This window comes from Pseudarthrobacter sp. 01T43 (genome assembly GCF_056398665.1).
Window position 1 is genome coordinate 35,375 of the sequence record NZ_JBFTPV010000027.1, and the last position, 20,784, is coordinate 56,158.

At 66.1% G+C, this 20,784-nt stretch carries 20 protein-coding genes; 14 read left to right on the plus strand and 6 right to left on the minus strand.

Annotation, left to right across the window (positions count from 1 at the left end; genetic code table 11):
- Positions 1-57: 57 nt before the first annotated feature.
- The 3 genes from AC1DIM_RS17755 to AC1DIM_RS17765 are packed head-to-tail and all read left to right on the plus strand — an operon-like array spanning position 58 to position 5,785.
- A complete protein-coding gene (locus tag AC1DIM_RS17755) occupies positions 58-1,515 on the plus strand; it encodes a DUF3375 family protein (protein ID WP_477711817.1) in 1,458 nt (485 codons plus the stop codon).
- A complete protein-coding gene (locus AC1DIM_RS17760) occupies positions 1,512-2,357 on the plus strand; it encodes a DUF4194 domain-containing protein (RefSeq protein ID WP_477711818.1) in 846 nt (281 codons plus the stop codon). The genes AC1DIM_RS17755 and AC1DIM_RS17760 overlap by 4 nt, the downstream gene beginning before the upstream one ends.
- Positions 2,354-5,785, plus strand: a complete 3,432-nt coding sequence (locus AC1DIM_RS17765) for an ATP-binding protein (RefSeq protein WP_477711819.1) — start codon at positions 2,354-2,356, stop codon at positions 5,783-5,785. The genes AC1DIM_RS17760 and AC1DIM_RS17765 overlap by 4 nt, the downstream gene beginning before the upstream one ends.
- Here AC1DIM_RS17765 and AC1DIM_RS17770 read toward each other — a convergent pair.
- Positions 5,782-6,330: a TetR/AcrR family transcriptional regulator gene (locus tag AC1DIM_RS17770; RefSeq protein ID WP_477711820.1), complete on the minus strand. Its 549-nt coding sequence runs from the start codon at positions 6,328-6,330 to the stop codon at positions 5,782-5,784. The genes AC1DIM_RS17765 and AC1DIM_RS17770 overlap by 4 nt on opposite strands.
- Complete coding sequence (locus AC1DIM_RS17775) at positions 6,327-8,297, minus strand: MFS transporter (RefSeq protein WP_477711821.1); 1,971 nt, start codon at positions 8,295-8,297, stop codon at positions 6,327-6,329. The genes AC1DIM_RS17770 and AC1DIM_RS17775 overlap by 4 nt, the downstream gene beginning before the upstream one ends.
- A 239-nt stretch (positions 8,298-8,536) precedes the next feature.
- Between AC1DIM_RS17775 and AC1DIM_RS17780 the strand changes: the two genes are divergently transcribed.
- The 6 genes from AC1DIM_RS17780 (at position 8,537) to AC1DIM_RS17805 (ending at position 14,812) form a co-directional block, all read left to right on the plus strand.
- Positions 8,537-9,640 (plus strand): ABC transporter substrate-binding protein, encoded by a 1,104-nt coding sequence (locus AC1DIM_RS17780; protein ID WP_477711822.1) that lies wholly within the window; start codon positions 8,537-8,539, stop codon positions 9,638-9,640.
- Between the two features lie 4 nt (positions 9,641-9,644).
- Positions 9,645-10,769, plus strand: a complete 1,125-nt coding sequence (locus AC1DIM_RS17785; protein WP_477711823.1) for a FecCD family ABC transporter permease — start codon at positions 9,645-9,647, stop codon at positions 10,767-10,769.
- A gap of 146 nt (positions 10,770-10,915) precedes the next feature.
- Positions 10,916-11,899, plus strand: a complete 984-nt coding sequence (locus AC1DIM_RS17790; RefSeq protein WP_477711838.1) for a FecCD family ABC transporter permease — start codon at positions 10,916-10,918, stop codon at positions 11,897-11,899.
- Position 11,900: 1 nt separating this feature from the next.
- On the plus strand, positions 11,901-12,716 hold the full coding sequence (locus AC1DIM_RS17795) for an ABC transporter ATP-binding protein (protein ID WP_477711824.1): 816 nt from the start codon (positions 11,901-11,903) through the stop codon (positions 12,714-12,716).
- Positions 12,717-12,727: 11 nt separating this feature from the next.
- A complete protein-coding gene (locus AC1DIM_RS17800; protein WP_477711825.1) occupies positions 12,728-13,768 on the plus strand; it encodes a siderophore-interacting protein in 1,041 nt (346 codons plus the stop codon).
- 201 nt (positions 13,769-13,969) lie between these two features.
- A complete protein-coding gene (locus tag AC1DIM_RS17805) occupies positions 13,970-14,812 on the plus strand; it encodes an SGNH/GDSL hydrolase family protein (protein WP_477711826.1) in 843 nt (280 codons plus the stop codon).
- On the opposite strand, the gene AC1DIM_RS17810 is transcribed toward AC1DIM_RS17805, so the two are convergent.
- Positions 14,809-15,096, minus strand: coding sequence for a YciI family protein (locus tag AC1DIM_RS17810; RefSeq protein WP_477711827.1), 288 nt, complete (start codon positions 15,094-15,096; stop codon positions 14,809-14,811). The two genes, AC1DIM_RS17805 and AC1DIM_RS17810, sit on opposite strands and share 4 nt — an antisense overlap.
- Before the next feature lie 69 nt (positions 15,097-15,165).
- On the opposite strand from AC1DIM_RS17810, the gene AC1DIM_RS17815 reads away from it, so the two are divergent.
- Both AC1DIM_RS17815 and AC1DIM_RS17820 read left to right on the plus strand, forming a co-directional pair.
- On the plus strand, positions 15,166-15,645 hold the full coding sequence (locus tag AC1DIM_RS17815) for a MarR family winged helix-turn-helix transcriptional regulator (protein ID WP_477711828.1): 480 nt from the start codon (positions 15,166-15,168) through the stop codon (positions 15,643-15,645).
- A gap of 39 nt (positions 15,646-15,684) precedes the next feature.
- Complete coding sequence (locus AC1DIM_RS17820) at positions 15,685-16,446, plus strand: SGNH/GDSL hydrolase family protein (RefSeq protein ID WP_477711829.1); 762 nt, start codon at positions 15,685-15,687, stop codon at positions 16,444-16,446.
- 15 nt (positions 16,447-16,461) lie between these two features.
- Here the strand turns inward: AC1DIM_RS17820 and AC1DIM_RS17825 are convergent, their stop codons facing one another.
- The 3 genes from AC1DIM_RS17825 to AC1DIM_RS17835 are packed head-to-tail and all read right to left on the minus strand — an operon-like array spanning position 16,462 to position 19,284.
- On the minus strand, positions 16,462-17,211 hold the full coding sequence (locus AC1DIM_RS17825; protein WP_477711839.1) for an FAD:protein FMN transferase: 750 nt from the start codon (positions 17,209-17,211) through the stop codon (positions 16,462-16,464).
- Between the two features lie 55 nt (positions 17,212-17,266).
- Positions 17,267-17,815, minus strand: coding sequence for an FMN-binding protein (locus tag AC1DIM_RS17830; protein WP_477711830.1), 549 nt, complete (start codon positions 17,813-17,815; stop codon positions 17,267-17,269).
- Positions 17,812-19,284 (minus strand): ferredoxin reductase family protein, encoded by a 1,473-nt coding sequence (locus AC1DIM_RS17835; RefSeq protein ID WP_477711831.1) that lies wholly within the window; start codon positions 19,282-19,284, stop codon positions 17,812-17,814. The genes AC1DIM_RS17830 and AC1DIM_RS17835 overlap by 4 nt, the downstream gene beginning before the upstream one ends.
- A 317-nt stretch (positions 19,285-19,601) precedes the next feature.
- Here AC1DIM_RS17835 and rpmB point away from each other — a divergent pair, with 317 nt between their 5' ends.
- The 3 genes from rpmB to rpsN are packed head-to-tail and all read left to right on the plus strand — an operon-like array spanning position 19,602 to position 20,314.
- Positions 19,602-19,838: a 50S ribosomal protein L28 gene (gene rpmB / locus AC1DIM_RS17840; protein WP_477711832.1), complete on the plus strand. Its 237-nt coding sequence runs from the start codon at positions 19,602-19,604 to the stop codon at positions 19,836-19,838.
- A complete protein-coding gene (gene rpmG, locus AC1DIM_RS17845; RefSeq protein ID WP_477711833.1) occupies positions 19,838-20,005 on the plus strand; it encodes a 50S ribosomal protein L33 in 168 nt (55 codons plus the stop codon). Before rpmB ends, rpmG begins: the two co-directional genes overlap by 1 nt.
- A 3-nt stretch (positions 20,006-20,008) precedes the next feature.
- Positions 20,009-20,314: a 30S ribosomal protein S14 gene (gene rpsN / locus AC1DIM_RS17850; RefSeq protein ID WP_477711834.1), complete on the plus strand. Its 306-nt coding sequence runs from the start codon at positions 20,009-20,011 to the stop codon at positions 20,312-20,314.
- Positions 20,315-20,784: the final 470 nt, after the last annotated feature.

Sequence of the window (20,784 nt, forward strand, 5' to 3'; positions counted from 1 at the left end):
AACCTTGTAGTTGGCAGTTTCCTGCCCAACCATCCCTAGCAGCAGAAGGAGAAGTGCGTGCCCCGCTCCGCCAGGTCATCCGCTGACGCGATCAGCGCCCGGCTCCGGGACCTCGACCTCCTCACCAAAGGCCCTGCCTGGGCGCTCACACGCTCCGCGCCGTGGGTCATCGCCGTGCTGCAGGCATCCTTCACCCGCACGCGCCCGCAGCTTCCGCTCGAGGAGTTCCACGCCGACGTCGACTCCTTCCTTGAGCAGTTGCGGCGCCAGGAGCCGGGAGGGCCCGCCGCCGGAACGTCCACCGGCAGGAACTACGCGGACGAATGGACCCGCAAGAACTTCCTGACCCGCCGTAACCAGTCGGGGCAGATCGTGTACGAAGTCACCGAGCCTGCCGCCCGCGTGCTCGCCTTCCTGGACAGCCTCTCCAGCGAGCGGTCCACACTGAACGGATCCCGGCTGGGAACCCTGCTCGGCGACGTGGAGAAGCTCGCCAACGAAACCAACCCGGACCAGAGCGCCCGGCTGGAATCCCTCGAGGAAGAAATCGGGGAACGGCAGCAGCTGATCCAGGACATCAGCACCGGCGACTTTGACGGGCTGCTCGATGACGACGAAGCCGTGGAGGCCGCCGGCAACATCCTGGACCTCGCCGCGAGCCTGCCCGCCGACTACAAAAAGATGCGCGACCGGATTGAAGAACTGGTGGGCGAACTGCGCAACCAGATCATCGAGGAGTCGCTCAGCAAGGGTGCMACSATGGCSCAGGTSCTGGAGGCGGACAAACGSCTSCGGCAGAGCCCCGAGGGCAGGACCTTCCGTTCCTTCACCGCGTTCCTGGACGATCCGCAGCAGCAAATGCGGTTCCGGTCGGCGATCGGCGAGGTCCTGAGCAGGCAGTTCGCGGATGACCTGTCGCCGGAGGACCGCGAGACGCTGAAGAACCTGGTGGCCGAGCTCCGCCACCAGCACAGCCAGATCCAGCGCATCTACGGCAAGCTCAGCGAAAGCCTGAACACCTACGTCCAGAGCGACGATTTCCGCCAGTCCGTGCGGCTCCGGAAGGTGCTGCGCGAGGCTGAGCAGGCCATCAGGTCCCTGCCGTACGAACGTGAACGGGCGGGCCTGGTCCGCGGCCCCGTGCTCTTCAACGCCGGCTTCGAATCCCTCGCCATGGTCAAGCTCTATGACCCGGACGAATTCGCCGTCCCGCCCAGGCTTGCGGACCCCATCGCCTTCAGCGACTCGGACCGGATGCGCTCGCCGAGGACAGGCAAGGCGCGCCCGGAGGCCATCCGCGCCGCCGTCGCGGGCGCCTCCACCCTGGCCGAGGCCTGGACCCGGCTGCCCGCCGACGAGCAACACATCAACTCCATCCGCGCGCTCCTCTCGCACGCCCTCCAGGAAGGCGCGGCCTTCGACCGCGAAACCTGGGACGGCCTGGCCTTCGAACAAATCGACGGCACCACCCGCAAGGCGTACCTGCCGGTGGTAACCCTCAAGAAGGATTCATGATGACTGAAGTTACAAACGTGACGAGCTCGGCGCCCGATGCCGCCCAGGGAGTGGCATCGGGCCTGTCGGAGCCGCGCGCTGAGCTGATCGAAGATCAGCCGCGCGGCGAAGGGGCGGGGGCGGCATCGGGCGCTGCGCTCACCCCGCGCGACACCTTTGTGGACGGCGCGGCGATCTTCCCCGGCGACACCGGCGTGCTCTCCATGAAGGTGCGCCAGGCCCTGGTGAAGCTGCTGAAGGGCCCTTATGTGGACGGCGGGCGGGACGAGAAACTGTGGACCACCCTGCTGGACAATCAGCTGATCCTGCGCAGCCGCCTGTCCGAGCTCTTCCTGACCCTGCAGCTCGACCACGAACGCAAAATCGCCGTCCTGCGCCCGGTTGACCCTGATGCCATTGGCGGCAGCACGCGTTCCAGCATCCTGCGCCAGCAGAGGGCGCTCAGCCGGGGGGAGACCATCGTGCTGCTCCGCCTGCGCCTGCTGCTGGACCGTCACGTCACGGCCCAGACCGATCCCACCATCACGCGCGAGGAGATCGCAGAGCTCGTGGCCCACTACCAGCCGGCCGGCCAACAGGACGCCCTGCGGGATTCGGACGTGGTCAACAGGGCCATCACCAAGCTCCTGGCCCGCCAGCTGCTCCTCACCACGGGCCTGGAGGATGTCTATGCCATCTCCAACGCCCTGCCCCTCGCACTGCCGTTCGAAAACATCGGCGACATCCCGGCCCAAATCGAAGCCCTCGTGGCCGCCACAACCGACCCCGCCGGAACAGAACCCCTGCTGGAGCTGGACCACGACGCGGAGACTGAACCCGCCGAAACCGAGGAGGACAAGTGAGCATCGCCACCATGCTCCCCATGGGCGAGCTCACGAACCCCGGCCAGATGCGGCTTGCTTTGGTGCAGGTGGTCAACTGGGGCACGTTCCATGGCGCGCACACGATGCATGTTGACCGCAACGGAACCCTGCTGACGGGCAACTCCGGCGTGGGCAAGTCCACGCTGTTTGATGCCATGCTGCGGGTCTTTGACGCCCGGCCGCGCTCCAATGAAGCCGCCGCGCAGCGTGCCGGCGGAGCTGTGGAGGACAAACGGACCACCTTTACCTACATGCGTGGCAAGGTGGGCGACAAAGCAGTGGGCGAGGGCTCGGCCAGCGCGTTCCAGCGGCCGGGTGCCACCTGGTCCGCCGTCGCACTGACGTTCGATAACGCCGCGGGCACCCGCGTCACCGTGTCGGCATTGTTCGATGTGCCCAAGAACGGCACGGAGTCCAGTGTTGGACGTTTCTACCTGATCGACAACAAGCCGCTGGACCTGCCGGCCATTGAGGACATCGCGGAGAAGCGCTTCACCAAGGCCACGCTGGAATCGGTCTTCCCGGACGCCCAGATTTTCGACGTGCACAAGGCCTTCGCGGAGCGTTTCCGCCGTCTGCTGGGCATCAGCTCGGACCAGGCCCTGCCGCTGCTGCGCGTAATCCAGGCCGGCAAGGGCCTGGGCGGCAGCGTCAACACCTTCTTCCGCGACCAGGTCCTGGACGCCCCGGCAACCCTCTCCGCCGCGGATGCGGTGGTGGAGGAATTCAGCAACCTGATGTCCATCCGGCAGCGGCTCGAGGATGTGCGGCAGCAGCGGGACCAACTGGCCCCCGTGCCCGGCCTGAACAAGGAGTACGCACAGTCTCTGCTGGACGCGAACCGGCTCCGGGAGCTGGCGGGCGAGGAGTTCGAGGCCTACAAGCAGCAGCTCGCGGTCACCGTGCACCAGAAAACCCTGGCCCGTTTCAAGGAACTGGCGCAGGCCAAGGCCAAGGAACTCGGGGCGGAGCGCTCGGTAAGGGACGGGCTCGCCAAGGAACTGCGGGAGCTCGAGACCGACTACAACAACCAGGGCGGCAACGCGATCTCCGCGATCGAACAGTCGCTGGACAACGCCAGGGTTGGGCTGAGGCTCCGGGAGCAGGTGGAGGAAGCCGCGCGCAAGGCCCTGTCAGACGCCGGCCTCCAGCTTGACTGGACCGCCGGGGGCTGGGAGCAGGCCCACGAGCAGGCGGCCGCCAGGGCAGCCGAGCTCAAGGACGATTCCCAGGCCCTGCAGGAACTCCGGTTCGAAGCATTCGACGGCCACGCCACGAAAAAACGCGAGCTCGCGGCTGCCCAGCAGGAACTCGTCTCGCTGAAGACGCGCAAGTCCCTGCTGCCGCCGTCGAGCATTGAAAACCGGGCGGCGATCGCTGCGGCCACCGGGGTGCCCGAGGACCGGATGCCGTTCGGCGGCGAGCTGATGGACCTCGCCGAGGGGGAGGAACAGTGGCGGCCGGCCGCCGAGCGCGCGCTCCGGAACCTCGCCACCACGCTGCTGGTACCCGGCGAACACTTTGCCGCGGTGACCCGGTACCTGAACGACAACAAGGTGCGCGGAGCCCTGCGCGCCGTGGATGTGTCCAAGCCGCTCGCGGGCGGCGCCCTCGCCGTGCAGGATGTGCGCGACGGCGACCTGCTGACCAAGCTGGACATCCTCGCCAGCGGCGCGGCGGCCGATGCCGGGGAATGGATCCGCGAGCGGATCGCCCTCGATTTGGCGTTCCCGTGCGTGGCGGACCCCGATGAGCTGGCGAAGCTGGACAAGGGCCTGAGCCTGGGCGGTGTGGTCAAACGCAACCGCCACACGGTGGAAAAGGATGACCGCTTCACCAGCCGCCAGGACTACGTGCTCGGGTTCGACAACGCCGCCAAGCTGGAGCTCGTGGCCGCCCAGGTGGAGGACCTGCAGCAGGAACTGGCGAAAGCAGCCGAGCTCGCACAAAGCCGCGAAGAATCCCACCAGGGCATGAGCCGCCAGCTCGACGCACTCCGCCGCATCGCCGAGGACCACCGCCCCTGGGAGCAGGTGTCCGCCGCGGTGGCCGCCGAGGAACTCACCCGGATCGAACAGCGGCTCACGGACGCCCTCGCGGCCCAAGCTGACCTGGAACCGTTGCGTGCCAACATCGAAACGGCGCGCCGGAAACACCAGGCGAGCACCGAGGCAGCGGCCGTCCTGCAAAGCGAGTACAAGGCACTGGACCGCCAGTTGAGCGCCGCCGATTCACTGCTGGAAGCGGCGCGTACCCGCCTCGCCCTGGCGCCGCCGTCGGACGCTACCGTCACGGCGCTGGAACCGTACTTCGCCGACTTCGGCGACGTCAGCGAGATGCATGAGCTGGACAACCTGGCCAACCGCGTCCGCACGGCACTTCTTGGAGAGCTGCACACCGCCGAGACGCGCGGGCAGGCCACGTCCGAGCGGCTGACCAGGATCTTCGAGGGTTTCGTGCGCGAATGGGGGTCCGCGATCTCCGCGGACCACGGCACCTCCATCGGTGCGGCGGGGGAGTTCGAAGCCCGCTACCACGCCATCGTCAGCGACGGCCTGCCCGCACAGGAGAGCGAATTCAGGCAGTTCTTCAACCAACGCACGCACGAATCCTTCAGCACGCTGCTGCACCTGCTGGACGAGGAACGGCGCTCCATTACCAGCCGCATCCTGCCGCTGAACGGCATCCTGTCCGAGGTCAACTTCCACGAGGGCAGCTTCCTGGAACTCGACATCAAGCAGACACTTCCCGCCACGGCGAAACAGTTTAAGGACGCCATCCAGAATGCGCTGAAGGCCCGGCACGCTCGGCCCACCCGATCAGGCTCCGCCACCGAAACCGATGACGACGCCGAGCTCACCGCGCGCTACAAGACCTTGGAAACGCTCGTGAAGAGGCTCGGCTCGCCCACGCCTGAGGACCGCCGGTGGCGGGCCGAAGTGCTGGATGTCCGCGGCCACCTGTTCATTCAGTGCAAGGAACACCGCGAAGCCGGCACGCGCACCGACGTCTATATGCACGCTGATACCGGCTCCATGTCCGGCGGCGAGCGGCAGCGCTTCACCGCGTTCATCATGGCCGCGGCGCTGAGCTATCAGCTAGGGATCGCCGAGCAGGGGTTCACCACCTACGGCACGGTGATGATGGACGAGGCCTTCGTGTTGGCCTCAGAGGAGTTCGCGGGCGCCGGCATCAAGGCGTTGCACGAGTTCGGTTTCCAGTTGCTGCTGGCCGCACCGGAAAACGTGATCGACCTGTCCCGGCATTTGGGCTCCGTCACGGAAATCCTCCGAGACAAGCGCACCAACCGCTCCGGGGTTCTCACTGCTCCGGTGATTCGCCGCCGCCCCGGTTCGGAGGGCGAATGGCGGTCCGAAGCCAACCCGGTGGACATCGTCCTCCGCTAGCGAGCGGTTGAGGGGGCGGCGTCGATCTGGGCCTGGATGATGCCGCCGAAGTGGGCCACGAGATCGTCGAACTCCCAGTGGTCAAAGAGCTCCAGCGTGCGGAACGTTTCGCCGAAGCCGGTCATGAGGGCGAGTACCGTGGCGGCCGCGCGGCGGTCCGGTGACGTGTCACCCATGACGCGGGCGACGGCTGCGAGGTAGCGTTCGCGGATCTCGGTGCGGGCAGCTCCCGGATCCGGGGCATCCCGGACGGCGAACGGGATCATGGCCCACGGCTCTTGCATGCCGCGTTCCCGACGCATTAGGACGCGGAACACCAGCGCCCTGCCTAGTTCCGACGTCGGGACGTCCAGGTCGGTGAGCAGCGATTCGTCCGGCTGCGCTGCGGCGAAAAGTTTTTCCTTGGAGAGGAACAACTTCATGACCAGGGCCGCCGAAATGCCGGCGTCGGCGGCGATGTCCCGGACCGTTACGCCGCGGTATCCGCGTTCGCCGAAAAGGCGCCTGGCGGACTGCAGGATGGCGTCGTGGCTGGGGCTGCTCATGCCCGCACGTGCTTCCCGGAGTTTTCCGCCACGGCGGGTGCGACGAGGTCCAGGGTGACGGAACGGCTGTCCACCGCCAGCTTGCCGGCCAGCGCCTGATGGGTCACCGGATGCAGCATGGTGACGACGTAGCGGCCGGCAGGGGGCAACGGAAAAGCGTACGTGCCGTCGTCGTTGGTGTGAGTGGTTGCCACATGCTCCCCGGTAGCCTGCAGCAGCGTCACCATGGCCCCGGGGACAGCGCGGCCGCCAACGCTCACAGCGCCGCTGAGCTCCAGGCGCTTCCCCAAGAAGAAGTTCTGCTGCAGGGTCCGGCCGTCGAAGTCGAAGACCTGGGCCAACGGTGCCCAGCCGCCCGCATTGGCCACCACCAGGTATTTCCCGGCCCCGGGCAGCGCCACCGAATAATTGCCGTCCACATCCACCCGGCTCCAGTCCACCGGATCGCCGCCTGTCTTCAGAACGGTGACGACGGCGGGCGTGAGGGGGCGGTGGTCCGCGGCCAGGACGCGCCCTTGGACCACGAGTTCGCTGACCGCGCCGACGGGCACCGCCGGGCGGGGTGCCGCCAGCCGGGGGATGAACACGGCCGCAAGGATGGATCCCGCCGAGGCCAGGGCCGCCATCCAGAAAACGTCCTTGAACGCATCAAACGAGGGAAGGTGGGCGGCGCCAACCGTGATGCTCACGGAGGTGAGGACGGCAGCGACGGCCGCGCTCGACGTCGAGGTTCCAATGGACCTGACCAGGCTGTTCAGCCCGTTGGCGGACGCTGTCTMGGTGATGGGAACCACGCCCATGATCAGGGTGGGCATGGCGGCGTACGCGATGGCCGTTCCGATGCTGACCACGGTGGAACCAATAATGACCGACGCGATGGAGTCGTAGAAAAACACGCGGCCCACGTAGCCGGCAATCATCACGGCGGCACCGGCAATCAGTGCGGTCTTGCCGCCAAAAACACGGATCAGGCGGCCGGAAACGGGTGCGAAGATCACCATGGCGAGTCCGGACGGGACCATGCACAGCCCGGCTGTGATGACGCTCAACTGGAAGCCGTAGCCGGTGGACGTGGGCAGTTGGAGCTGTTGCGTTGTGAGCAGCATGTTCGCGAACATGGCGAAGCCGATCAGCAGCGAGGCGAGGTTGGTCATCAGCACGGGACGGCGTGCGGAGGTCCGCAGGTCAACCATCGGCTGGCTGACCTTGAGTTCGTAGGGGACCCACATGGCCAGCAGCACCACAGCGCTCACGAACAGCAGCAGGACCGGCTCGGAGCCCCATCCCCACGAGCCGCCCTTGGAGATTGCCAGCAGGAGGGCTGCCAGCGCGCCGGACAGCACCACGGCCCCGGCGTAGTCGAAGCGCCCGGGCGTGCGGACCTTGGATTCGGGCACCACCAGCAGTACGGCCAGGAGCAGCAGCGTCCCGGCGGCTGCGGATACCCAGAAGATTGACGCCCAGCCAAAGCCTTCGTAGAGCACGCCGGCCAGCGGCAACCCCATGGCGCTGCCGATGCCGAGGGTGGCGCTCATCAGTGCCACCGCCGATCCCATCTTTTCCTTCGGCAATTCGTCGCGCATGATGCTGATGCCCACGGGGATCAGCGCCGAGGAGAATCCTTGGAGGGCCCGCCCAACGATGAGCCACAGGAAGGATCCGCCAACTGCGGCAATGACCGAGCCGGCCACCATGATGGCCAGGCAGACCACCATCATTTTTTGCTTGCCGTACATGTCCGCACTGCGGGACACGATCGGTGTGGCCACCGCGCTGGACAGCAGAGTAGCAGTCACCAGCCAGGAGGCGTCGTCGGCAGTCACACTCAGGATGTGCGGGAAGTCCGGAAGCAACGGCACCACCAGCGTCTGCATCAGTGACACCACCGTGCCGCTGAGTGCCAGGACCGCGGTGATGAGCGACGGCGCTGGGTTGCGTTGGGAGCGTGGGGCGGTGGTAGGGGGCATCTGCTGCTTTCGACGTGGGCGGGGCGTGGGAGCCGGGGGAGGAACTCGGTCAGCAATACACGCAGCGCGGTGAACGGGCGTTTACCCTCTTTCCAGTGAACCATCGTTCACCCCCGCGTCGCAATCTGCGGAGGCTGTTCGCTGCGTCACATGCGCAATTACGCAAGGTAAAGCTTTCCTAATTTGCGTGAGGGTAGGCTAGCCTTACTTAGGATCGCATCACTGACCTAAGGAGTTTCGTGACTTCCCCTCTCTTCCGTGGCCCCAGCGCCACCCGCCCTACGCTGTTCAAAACAGCCGGCAAGGCCTCTGCGGTACTCGCTGCAGCGGCGCTCACCCTGTCGGCTTGTTCCACGGGCCCTGCGGCGAGTACGCCGGACGCCGGCACCTCCAGCCCAAGCAGTTCGCAGTTCCCCGTCACCATCAAGCACGTCTTCGGCGAAACCACTATCAACCAACCGCCCACGCGGGTAGCCACCGTCTCCTGGGTCAACGACGACGTCGCCATTGCCCTCGGCATTGTTCCCGTGGGCGTGCCCAAGAACGAGTGGGGCGGCAATGAGCAGGGTTCCACGCCGTGGAAGGACGCCGCCCTCAAGGAACTCGGCGCCGGGTTCGGCACGGACAAGGCCCCGGTCCAGTACTCCGAGGCCGACGGCATCAACTTCACCGAAATCGCCAAGCTCACCCCGGATGTCATCCTCGCCGCGTACTCCGGGCTGAGCGAGGAGGACTACCGGAAACTGAGCCAGATCGCGCCTGTTGTGGCCCATCCCGAGGTCGCCTACGGAACCTCCTGGCAGGACTCCACTGCCATCATCGGCAAGGCACTGGGCAAAGACGCGGAGGCCGCCAAACTGATTTCGGCCACCGAGGCGACAGTCAAGTACGAAGCTGCCAAGTACCCGCAGATCGCCGGCAAGAGCTTCATCTACGGCTACGCAAATCCCGCAGATCCCACGGCCACGGGCTATTACACGGCCAACGACAACCGTCCGAGGTTCCTGTCTGCCATCGGCATGACGCTCTCCCCGGTCGCTGAGAAGGCCTCCGCCGGCTCCAAGGAATTCTTCCTGCCGTGGTCCGCGGAAAAGGCCAACGAACTGGAGTCAGATATCTTCCTGAGCTCGGTCGAGGACGCCACCACCGCCGAAGCCGTCAAGAGCGACCCGCTGCTGGGCCAGATCCCGGCGGTCAGGAACGGCGCGTTCGTTGCCGATGCGAACAAGAGCCTGGTGCTGGCAATCTCCGCGTCCTCGCCGCTGAGCCTGCCGTGGGCGCTGGCCACGTTCCTGCCGCAGCTCGCCGCCGCCGCGGACGCAGCCACTGCCGCAGTGAAGTAAGCCGTTGACGGAAGGTACGACCGCGGCACGCGCCCAGGAGCGGGATCCCGGCGCTTTGGTGCCCCCAAAGCGCCGAGATCTCACCCCTCAGCGCCCACCCAGCTCGCGCTCCCGCACCGGCATCAGCACCCGCTCCCGGGGTAGGCAGGCAGCGTGGATGCTGGCCGCCGTCGTCGTACTGGCTCTCTTAACGGCCGCTTCGTTGGCCGTCGGGGCCCGCGGGCTTTCCGCGGCCACGGTGTGGCAGGCCCTCACCCAGTTCGATCCCGCCAATGGCGACCACGCTGTGGTGCACGCCCGCATCCCGCGCACCGTCCTGGGACTGCTGGCCGGTAGTGCACTCGGACTGGCGGGCGCGGCCATGCAGGGTGTGGCCCGCAATCCGCTGGCCGATCCGGGCATCATGGGAGTTAACGCCGGCGCCGCCCTGGCCGTAGTCACCGGGATCTACGTGTTTGGTGTTTCATCCCTGACCGGCTACATCTGGTTCGCTTTCGGCGGCGCCGCAGTGGTCGCCGTCGTGGTTTACATCATCGCTTCCCTGGGCAGGGACGGTCCGACGCCTGTCAAGCTCGCCCTCGCCGGCGCGGCCCTGAGTGCCGGTCTGTTCTCGCTCATGAACGTCATCCTGGTCTCAAGCCGGGACACCCTGGACCGGTTCCGGTTCTGGCAGGTGGGCGGGATCGCGGGCCGGGATTGGTCCGCGGTGTTCCCCGGACTGCCCTTCCTGGCCGTCGGAACCGTGATCGTTCTGTTCACTGGCCGCATTCTCAACAGCTTGGCCCTGGGAGATGACATCGCCCGCGGCCTCGGCCAGCGGGTTGGCCTGGCCCGGGGCGTCACCGCATTGGGCATCGTGCTGTTGTGCGGTTCCGCGACAGCGCTGGCCGGACCCATTGGCTTCGTCGGGCTGGTCATACCGCACGCTGTCCGGTTCCTCACCGGTCCTGACTACCGCTGGATCCTCCCGTTTTCCTTGGTCCTGGCCCCGGGGCTGCTGCTCGGCGCCGACATCGTCGGCCGGGTGGTGCTGCTCCCCGGCGAGGTCCCGGCCGGAATCATGACGGCGCTGGTGGGCGCGCCAGTCTTCGTCTGGCTGATCCGTCGCGGGAAAGGAGCCGGGCTGTGACCACGCTCAAACCGCGCACCAAACCCCCCGTTGATCTATCACTTCCAGTTGCTAAAACGGGGTTTTGGCGACCAAAACTGATAGGGCAAAATCGGTGGACCCGGCAAACCTGGTGGACCGCACTCCTCGCCGCCGCCGTCGTCCTGATGTTTGCCGTGTGCGTCCTGCTTGGCAGCTACACCGTGACCATCCCGGACTTCGTCAAAATTCTCGTCGCGCACGTGACCGGCGGCGAAAGAATCCCCGGCGCCAGCTTCATCGTGATGGAGAACAAGCTCCCGCGCGCGGTCATCGGCACCCTGATCGGCGCGGCCTTCGGCTTGGCTGGCGGCCTGTTCCAGACCATGCTCCGCAACCCGCTGGCCAGCCCTGATGTGATCGGCATCAGCTACGGCGCCAGTGCGGCGGCCGTCACGGCCATTGTGGTCTTCGGTGCCTCCGGTGCAGCGGTCTCCGGCGCAGCCCTCGGGGGAGCGCTTGGCGTGGCAGCTGTCATTTACGCCATCTCCCGCGGGAGTGCACTTGGCTCGGGTGGCGGCAACGGCGGAGGTGCTGCCGGAAACCGCCTGATCCTGGCCGGGGTGGGCATCGCCGCCGCCCTGCACGCGGTGGTCAGCTTCCTGATGACCCGGGCTGACATTCGCACCGCCGCCGATGCGCTCGTCTGGCTCAACGGCTCCCTCAACTCCGCTAACTGGGACCGTGCGGCCACGCTCGCCCTGGCCCTGATGGTGCTCATCCCGGCGGTCATCGCTCTCGCCGGCCCGCTGCGGATCCTGGAACTCGGCGACGACGCCGCTGCCGGACTCGGCATCCGCGTCGGGTTCACCCGGCTTGCCGTGGTGGTCACCGCGGTGGCCCTGGCAGCGGTGGCGACGGCGGCAGCCGGCCCGGTAGCGTTCGTCGCCTTCCTCGCCGGTCCCATCGCGCGGCGCTTCACCAACAAGGCCAGCCTGCCGGCGTCGGCCTACGTCGGCGCGCTGATTGTCCTGACGGCCGATTACTTTGCCGCCAACATGGCCCCGTTGCTGCTGGACGGCACAGTGCTGCCCGTCGGCGTGATCACCGGCGCGCTCGGTGCCCCCTTCCTGCTGTGGCTCCTGGTCACGGCCAACCGAAAGGATGCCTGATATGGCAGTTCTCAGCGCACGCAACCTCACGCTGAAGTACAGCCAGCGCTGCGTGGTGGACGGCCTCACGGCTGAAATTCCCGAGGGCAAGGTGACCATGATCGTAGGCGCCAACGCCTGCGGCAAGTCCACGCTCCTCCGCGGCCTGTCCGGCCTGCTCAAGCCTGCCGCCGGCGCGGTGACCCTCGACGGCAAGGACATCCATGCCCGGCCCGCCCGCGAACTGGCCCGCACCCTGGGCCTCCTCCCGCAGCACCCCACCGCACCGGACGGCCTCACCGTCCGCGACCTCGTGGGACGCGGGCGGTATCCGCACCAGGGCTTCTTCCGGAGCTGGGGAGAAAAGGACGACGCCGCGGTGCAGCGCGCACTCGAGGCGACGGAAACGCTGGAACTCGCGGACCGCAACGTGGATGAACTGTCCGGCGGCCAGCGCCAGCGGGTGTGGATCGCCATGGCCCTGGCCCAGGAAACCGACGTGCTGCTGCTGGACGAACCCACCACCTACCTGGACCTGGCCCACCAGGTTGAAGTCCTCGACCTGATCACGGACCTGAACCGCAAACGCGGCACGACGGTTGCCATCGTGCTGCACGACCTGAACCTTGCCGCACGCTACGCGGACCACGTCATCGCCATGAAAGCCGGGGCAATCGTTGCCCTCGGCGCCCCCCAGGAAGTTGTCACCGAGAAACTGGTCCTGGACGTCTTCGGACTCGAATCCAGGGTCATCCCGGACCCCGTGTCAGGAACCCCGCTGATCATTCCCATCGGCCGCCACCACACCCCCCTCAACGAACTGGAGCTCGTTTTATGAAGACCCGCGCCATGACCGCCACAACGACGATGAAAACCGAGCCCATGACCCTTGCTTTCGAGGTCACCGTTTCCGCCGTCCAGGAGCTGAGCCCCACCTTCCGCCGCATCACCTTCGGCGGCTACTCGCTGCGCGACTTCGGCGTTTCCGGGGACACCCTGGACCTGCGGATCAAACTGATGATTCCCTCCCTCGACGCCGGCGGCCGGCAGATCCCGCTGCCCACCTTCAACATGAACGCCTCCGGCTGGTACCAGGAGTGGCTCGCGATGGACCCCGCCGTGCGCGGCTCCATGCGGACCTACACCGTTCGCAGCGAACGCCTGGACGGCGTCTACCCGGAAATCGACGTCGACTTCGTGATGCACTTCGACGCCGATGGCCACAGCGGGCCCGCCGCGAACTGGGCGCAGCACGCCAAACCCGGTGACGCCCTCACCATCATCGGACCCAACAACCGGGCCGCGCAGTGCCGAACGGCGGAAACCTACGGCGGCATCGAGTGGCGTCCGGGACTGGCCCAGCGCGTCCTGCTCGCCGGCGACGAAACCGCTGTTCCCGCCATCTCCGCCATCCTTGAAAGCCTGCCGTCCCACATGAGCGGTCACGCCTTCCTTGAGGTCCCCGAAGCAGGTGATTTCCTCGATCTCACGTCACCCGCCGACGTCGAAATCACCTGGCTTGCCCGGGGAGCAGCCATTGGGCGCTCCCGCCCGCATGGGGAGCTGCTGCAGCACGCCGTGCGCAAGGCAGTGCCGGTGCCCGGCTGGGTGGGCATCAAAGGGGCCGACGGCGGCGCAGGCCCCGAGCCCGAGGACGTCAATGTGGACGTGGACATCCTCTGGGAGACTCCCGCGCGGATGGAGACTTCCGCGATCGAGGCCACCAAAAACCCCGACGTTCCCGCCGGCGCCATGCCCTTCTACGCCTGGATCGCCGGCGAGGCCGCCGTCATCAAGGACATGCGCCGGTACCTCGTCCGGGACGTCGGCATCGACCGGAAGCAGGTTGCGTTTATGGGCTACTGGCGCAAGGGCAAAGCCGAGGGCTGACCGCTCAAGGGACGGAGGGGAGGCATCCTCGGCGTGCTCGCTCGTTCCTCCCCACCACCGCCCTTTCCTCGCAAGCTCGGACAGGGAACCCGGGCGGCGTGGCCCCGTAGACGCACGCTGCCGGATGCCTTCCCTCGTCCAGTCATCTTGCATTTACCTCCCCTTTCCCTAGCCGCTTCTTCGAGTGGTTAGGGTGGCCGGGTGGTTGGTGATCCTTTGCTCCCTTCGAGTGGCCGGCGCGTTTTTGTTGCTCTCGGGGATTCCTTTACTGAGGGCGTCGGGGACCGGGACGAGCGGCTGCCCAACGGGGTGCGCGGTTGGGCTGACCGGGTGGCCGAGAAGCTGGCCAAGGCCGAGCCTGGCTGGGAATACTCCAACCTGGCTATCCGGAGTAAGCGGCTGCGCCATGTCGTAAGCGAACAGCTGGAGCCGGCGCTCGCCATGAAGCCGGCACTGATCACCCTGTACGCCGGCGGCAACGACATCCTGGACATCGGCACGGACATGGCCGTCCTCATGGATGACTACGAAAAGCTTGTGGCGCGGCTGGCCGGGAGCGGAGCCACGGTGGTCCTGTTCACGGGCTTCGACGTCAAGGTGTCGGCCGTGCTGGAGCTGCTGAAGAAGCGGAACACCATCTACAACCGGCGCGTGCGGGACATCGCCGCAAAGTACGGCGCAGTGCTGGTGGACTACTGGTGCCTGGATGCCTTCCATGACCAGCGGATGTGGGACTCGGACCGGCTCCATATGTCCAAGGCGGGCCACAAATACCTCGCGGGACAGGTATTGGACCAGCTCGGCGTGCCACACAAAATCCAGCCCAAGGAATGGGAGCCGCTGCCCAGGCTGAGCCTGCGTGAGTGGGAACAGCGGCAGCGGCGCTGGGTCAACGACTGGGTGGTGCCGCTCTTTGGCCGCAAGATCAGGGGGGTCACGCTGGGGGATACGCTGAGCCCGCGCTGGCCGGAACCGGTCAAGGTGCCCCGGAAAGGCGGCCTCAAGAGGCTGGCGGAAAAACACGAAAAGGCCAAAAAGGCTTAGGTGTCCAGCAGGTTTTCGTAGCCCTCGGCAACAGTCGTGGCAGTGAACTCGATGACTTCGAACTCGGCCACGCCGTTGCTGTAGAACGGGTCCCGGGCCAAGGCAGCGTCGAGTGTGGCGCGGCTGGCCTTGGACAACAGCACACCGCCCACCGCCGGAACCAGGCGTCCGGACGCGAGGAACACGCCGTCGTCGAACGCCTGTTTAACCCAGGCCATGTGCGCGGGGCGGTGGTAGTCGACGATGTCTTCGGGCACTTTGTACGTGAGCGACACAACAAACATAGGGCCAGCCTACCGGCGCGCGGACGGGGCACTTGAACTGTCAAGAGTTTGTCCTCCTAGAATGGACCCATGACCGAACCGCGCTGGCTCAACGCCGACGAACGCCGTGCCTGGCTGGCGATCCTGAGTATCAACACCCTGYTTCCTGCCGTCCTGGACAGCCAGCTCCACGGGGCCGGCAAGGTGTCCTTGTTCGACTACAACGTCATGGCCATGCTGTCGGAGGCCGAAGGGCATTTTCTTCCCATGAGTGAGCTGGCGGCCAGGACCAGTTCTTCGCTGTCCCGGCTCTCGCACGTGGTGTCGAAGCTGGAAAAGCGCGGCTGGCTGGAGCGCCGCCCGCACCCACGTGACGCCCGGGTCACCACCGCGCACCTGTCCGACGACGGGATGGCCACTTTGGTGTCGCTCGCACCGGGGCACGTGGAAGCCGTCCGCACGAAGTTCCTGGACGCGCTGACGGACCGCGATGTCAACGATCTGGCCCGCATCGGCGAAAAGATTGTGGCCCGGCTCGACGATGACCACTGGATCCTCCGCGAAAACTGATTCTTGGTTGCTCGCGGCAACAGATGACAAACTGGCGCTATGGATTTTTCGGCCCGGTATGTAGCCCTTGGTGACTCCTTCACTGAAGGGGTCGGCGATGATGATCCCAGCCGCCCCAACGGTGTCCGCGGCTGGGCTGACCGCGTGGCTGAGCAGTTGGGTGCGGCGGATCCGGGCTTCGGCTACGCGAATCTCGCCATCCGCGGCAGGAAGCTCCGCCAGATCGTGGCGGAACAGGTGGATGCCGCCGTCGAGCTTAACCCCACCCTGGTGACCATTTACGCGGGCGCCAATGACATCCTGCGGCCCAAGATCGACATCGACGATCTGCTGCAGGAATACGATGCCGGCATCCGCAAGCTGACCGCGACCGGGGCCACCGTGGTGATGTTCACCGGCTTCGATGCCCGGGGCTCCAAGGTGTTCAGCACCATGCGCGGGCGCACGGCGATCTATAACGAACTGGTCCGCGGCATCGCCGGCGACCACGGGGCTCTGCTGGTGGACTACTGGCGCTTCACCGAGTACTACGACTGGGGAATGTGGGCGCAGGACCGGATGCACATGTCCGCGGCGGGGCACGCCAACATGGCCAAACGCGTCCTCACGGTCCTTGAACATGACCATTCGATCGACGTCCCGCCCATGACCCCCGTCCCCGAACTGGGCCGGGCCGAAGCGATCCGCGCCAACGCCCGCTGGGTCCGCGAATTTGCCGGGCCGTGGGTGGTCCGGCGTGTCACGGGCAGGTCCTCAGGCGACGGATTGGCGCCCAAGTACGGCCAGCTCACGCACCTCTGACCCCCTGCCCAGGACCTAGCGGCGGAAGTCCGGTGTCCCCAGCAGCGCCCCGTCCGAGCCAACCGCAAGCACGGCAATGTCCCAGCCGTCCGTGGCCCGGTCCAGCATGGGAAGGCCACCGGCCACGATAGCCGTGGCCAGGACGTCGGCCGTGGTGATGTCCGCGGCGGCAACCGATACCTGGACAAACGCCGGGCCCTCCTCGGGACGTCGCCAAATGTGGTCCCCCCTCTCGGCCGAACCTGATGTCGCCAGCGCCGCGTGCCGCCGTCGTCCACCCAGCGGGTAGCCGGCCAGCAGCGCCCCGCGGTCCAAAGGATCCACAATGCCCGTGTCCCAGGGCACGGTGCCGCCGGGAATGGGCGAACCGCTGACCAGGACGTCGCCGCCCGCGTTGAGGCACCAGTCTCGACGCCCCAGCGCCAGCAGCGAGGTCCCGGCATCCTGGATTGCATAAGCCTTGATGAGGCCGGATAGGTCCAGCACGCCGTCGGGCCTTTCCGGCGTGAAAGCTCCGTTCGTCCGCAGCCGCCATTCCAGCGCTTCCTCATAACGCCCGCGCATGCCCGGCGACGCGTCGCGGAGCGACATCTCGCCCCGCGCCAGCCTGCTCGCCTCGGAATCCTCCCGGTACAGGCTGTAGTTACGGTCCAGTTCGAGGAAAACGCGTTCGACGACGCCGGTGGCGGCTGCCAGCTCATCCTGGGTTGTGTGCCCTCCCGGGCCGGGGATGCTGGGCATTGTCAGGCTGATGACAGTGCCCATGCAGTGGAAGGTGGCGCCCTTTAGTGGCGGGCTCACCGCCGGAACAGCAGGGTTCTCAGAGGTTCGCGGCATCGATGGCTGCCTGGAGGGACGAGAGGTACGCATTGCTGGTGACCGTGGCGCCGCTGATGGACTTGACCCCGGCGGACTGCGCGGCCAGGACTTCGCTGCGGAGGAGCGGCGCGGCCCGGTTGCTGATCTGGATGGACTTGCCGTCGGTGTTGGTCAGCGAGAGGGCCGTTACCTCCGTGATCTTGCCAGCGCTGACGGTGATCTGCACCTGCACGGTGCCGAACCTGGTAGTAACTGCCTTTCCCTTGTAGGTCCCGGACGCCGTGCTCGAGGACGAACTTGAGGAACCCGAGGACCCTGAAGTGTCCGAAGACCCGGATGAACCCGTGGCACCGGCGGAACTGCCGGTATTGGTTGAGGTGTTTCCCGGCGTCGACCCCGTGCTTCCGGTGGTGCCTTTGCCGGCGGAACCTGCCGCCGTCGCCGTGGCTGATGTGGTGGTGACCCCCGCGACCTGGGTGCCGGCCTGCCAGCCGGCAAGGAGGATTCCCGCGGAGGCAACAACTGCTGAGAGTGTTCCGCGTGCTTTCACCAGTCAAACCTTTCGTGATGGATCTGGTCGGGCCGCACGCCCGCGGCATGGGCATCGGCGATGACGTTGCTGGCCCAGCGAGCCGGGCCGCAGATGTAGACGTCCGCGGCCGCGATGTCAGGGACGTAGGACTTGAGGTTGTAGCCGCTGCGGACGGCGTCTTCCGGGAGCCAGCTGCCGGACGTCCGCCTGGCCCGGGGACCGGTGAGATGGAACAGCCGGGCCCCACGGTTCCTGCTGATTTCCATGACTTCCTCGCTGAGGTATAGCTCCCGTTCGGAGTGTCCGCGCAGCAGCACCGTGGCCTCGCCGGGCGCAAAGGGGGTGGTTTCCAGGAGCGCCCTCAACGGGGTAATTCCGATGCCGGCGCCGATCAACACCACCTTGTCCCGGCTCCTGGCGGCAGTGCTGAACAAGCCGTAGGGGCCTTCCAGGGCCACCCTGGTCCCCGGCCGCAGCCGGACCAGCTGCGCGGATCCGCGGCCCAGGTTTCGGACCGTGATTCGGAGCCGTCCTTCGCCGTCGGGGCCATAGGAGACCGGTTCCGCCGAGAGGCTGAACGGGTGGGGATGCCACCACTGACCGGGGGCCAGGAACCGCCAGATGAAGAACCTTCCACCGGCGCCCGCCAGCCGGTCCAGCTGGCGGCCCGTCATTTCAATATTGACGACGCCGGGAGCCATGCCGGTGACCCTGCTGACTGTCAGCTGGTGCCGGGTGGTGGCTACCAGGGGCTGGAGCACCCGGTAGTAGAGAAGTGCCGCGCCGGTCGCGATGCAGACGGCAAGCCAGTACCACCGCTGCCACGTGCCTTCGGCGAAGAGCGCGCCCACACTGAACTGGTGGGGGAGGGAGGTCCCGACGGCGGCGTACGTCAGCAGGTGCACCACGTACCAGAATTCGTAAGGGAAACGGCGCCGGACGGCCACCAATGACGTCACCACCACCGCGATGAACAGGGCCATGGACACGAATGCAAGCCACATGTCCGGGACCAGCGTCCACAACGCGATTGATTCGCTGATGGGGTCAAGCCCTTCAGCCATCCCATAGCCGACGGCAATCAACAGCCCATGTGCCAAGAGGAGGTAGAGCGAGGGTTTGCCGAGTTTCCCGTGGAATTCCAGCGCCCGGTCGTGGCCTACGGTCCGGTCGATGAACGGAACGCGGGCCACCAGCAGCAGCATCAGCAGGACAAGGTCCATGGCCGCCAGCCCCGCAACGATTCCCGCGGCGGTGAAGAACGCGGCCGGCGAACTAATCGCTGATGCGCCGCCGTCGGCCAACCAGAGGGCCACTGCAGCCGCCACCGAAGTCCATGCAATAACGGTGAGAAGGTCGGTCCGCAGCATTCGCAGCCGGTACTGCCTTGCGAAGCCCCGGTCGGTTCGTCCGCGGGAAGCGGAAGGGAGCCCGGGCTGGCCGGGGCGGCTTGTCGCCGGAGTGGTCGGCAGGAGCTGTGTCTTCATGCTTCAAAGGTGCGCCCGGAAGCTTTCATTTTGCTGTGAAAACAAGGTGCTGCGGGCTGTGACCTTATGGAAAGTGCCGTACACCCTTCGTCGCCGGATTGGTCTTTAATTGCCTGAACTCGTAGACTTGGTAGGCGCTAAGTGCGCGGAGCGTGCGCAATTGCTCCGGTGGCCCGGTAAATTTCTCCAGGGTAGCCGGTAGTTAGGGGCTCAAGTTGCGTAACTAACCGTTCACCCTGATCACTTTGGGTCGCTCTTAGACGCATGATCCTGCAGCAGATATGCGGATCATTACTTTCAATTCTTGAGGAGAAGTCATGGCAGCACACTGCCAAGTGACCGGAGCCGAGCCGGGCTTTGGGCACAGCATTTCGCACTCGCACCGCCGCAACAAGCGTCGGTTCGACCCGAATATTCAGAAGAAGCGCTACTGGGTTCCGTCCCTGCGCCGTAACGTCACGCTGCAGGTTTCTGCACGTGGCATCAAGACCATCGACGTACGCGGCATCGACGTAGTCGTCGCCGMARTYCTGGCTCGYGGGGTGAAGCTCTAGTGGCWAARGACAAGGACGTACGTCCGATCATCAAGCTSAAGTCGACYGCGGGMACSGGTTACACCTACGTAACCCGYAAGAACCGTCGTAACGATCCGGACCGCMTGGTYCTGAAGAAGTACGACCCCAAGATCCGCCAGCACGTCGAATTCCGAGAGGAGCGCTAAACCATGGCTAAGAAGTCCAAGATTGCTCGCAACGAGCAGCGCAAGGTCATCGTTGAGCGTTACGCTGCMAAGCGYCTCGAACTGAAGAAGRCYCTGGTTGACSCCAACKCGACYGACGAAGCACGCGAAGMKGCWCGCCTCGGCCTGCAGAAGCTGCCCCGCAACGCSTCCCCGATCCGTCTGCGTAACCGCGACATCATCGACGGCCGYCCSCGCGGTACCTTCCAGAAGTTCGGTATCTCCCGTGTTCGCTTCCGCGACATGGCTCACCGYGGTGAGCTCCCGGGCATCACCAAGTCTTCCTGGTAATTCAGCACTGCTGATTCCAGCTGCTTGAGAAGGGCCGGCAACCGATTGGTTGCCGGCCCTTCTGCGTTTAAGGCTGTCGGCGCCCGATCTTGCGCTCCGGTGATGGAGCTCCGCACGGACGTTCAGTACTGTGGGGCAGCGCACAGAACCCGAGTACGACGGCGGATGGCTCACCGGGGTGCCCATGGCCGGCTTTCCCGCGGAATCACAAGGATCAGGACCTCCTCCAGGGTCGATTTGCGGTGGGGGTTGGGTGGGTGTATTGTTTTCTAAGTCGCCGCGAGGGGAACAGCTTGTAGCTGGTTACCGCGGGCGGCAAAACCCCCCCTTATTTCAAGACCAATTGTTGGTTGTTCTTTTGAGCGCCTCGGTTTGGTGGGGGATGGTGTTTTCTGCTGGTGTGGGTCCTGGAAGATGGATTTGCATTGGGGCGGGGAACCGGGTAAGTTTGAAAAGTTGCTCCGGAGCGA

Excerpts from the sequence above, each read along its gene's own strand:
- AC1DIM_RS17760 (WP_477711818.1), top strand. The coding sequence starts at position 1,512 with ATGATGACTGAAGTTACAAACGTGACGAGCTCGGCGCCCGATGCCGCC.
- AC1DIM_RS17770 (WP_477711820.1), bottom strand. The coding sequence starts at position 6,330 with ATGAGCAGCCCCAGCCACGACGCCATCCTGCAGTCCGCCAGGCGCCTT.
- AC1DIM_RS17790 (WP_477711838.1), top strand. The coding sequence starts at position 10,916 with ATGTTTGCCGTGTGCGTCCTGCTTGGCAGCTACACCGTGACCATCCCG.
- AC1DIM_RS17795 (WP_477711824.1), top strand. The coding sequence starts at position 11,901 with ATGGCAGTTCTCAGCGCACGCAACCTCACGCTGAAGTACAGCCAGCGC.
- AC1DIM_RS17800 (WP_477711825.1), top strand. The coding sequence starts at position 12,728 with ATGACCGCCACAACGACGATGAAAACCGAGCCCATGACCCTTGCTTTC.
- AC1DIM_RS17810 (WP_477711827.1), bottom strand. The coding sequence starts at position 15,096 with ATGTTTGTTGTGTCGCTCACGTACAAAGTGCCCGAAGACATCGTCGAC.
- AC1DIM_RS17820 (WP_477711829.1), top strand. The coding sequence starts at position 15,685 with ATGGATTTTTCGGCCCGGTATGTAGCCCTTGGTGACTCCTTCACTGAA.
- AC1DIM_RS17825 (WP_477711839.1), bottom strand. The coding sequence starts at position 17,211 with ATGGGCACTGTCATCAGCCTGACAATGCCCAGCATCCCCGGCCCGGGA.
- AC1DIM_RS17835 (WP_477711831.1), bottom strand. The coding sequence starts at position 19,284 with ATGAAGACACAGCTCCTGCCGACCACTCCGGCGACAAGCCGCCCCGGC.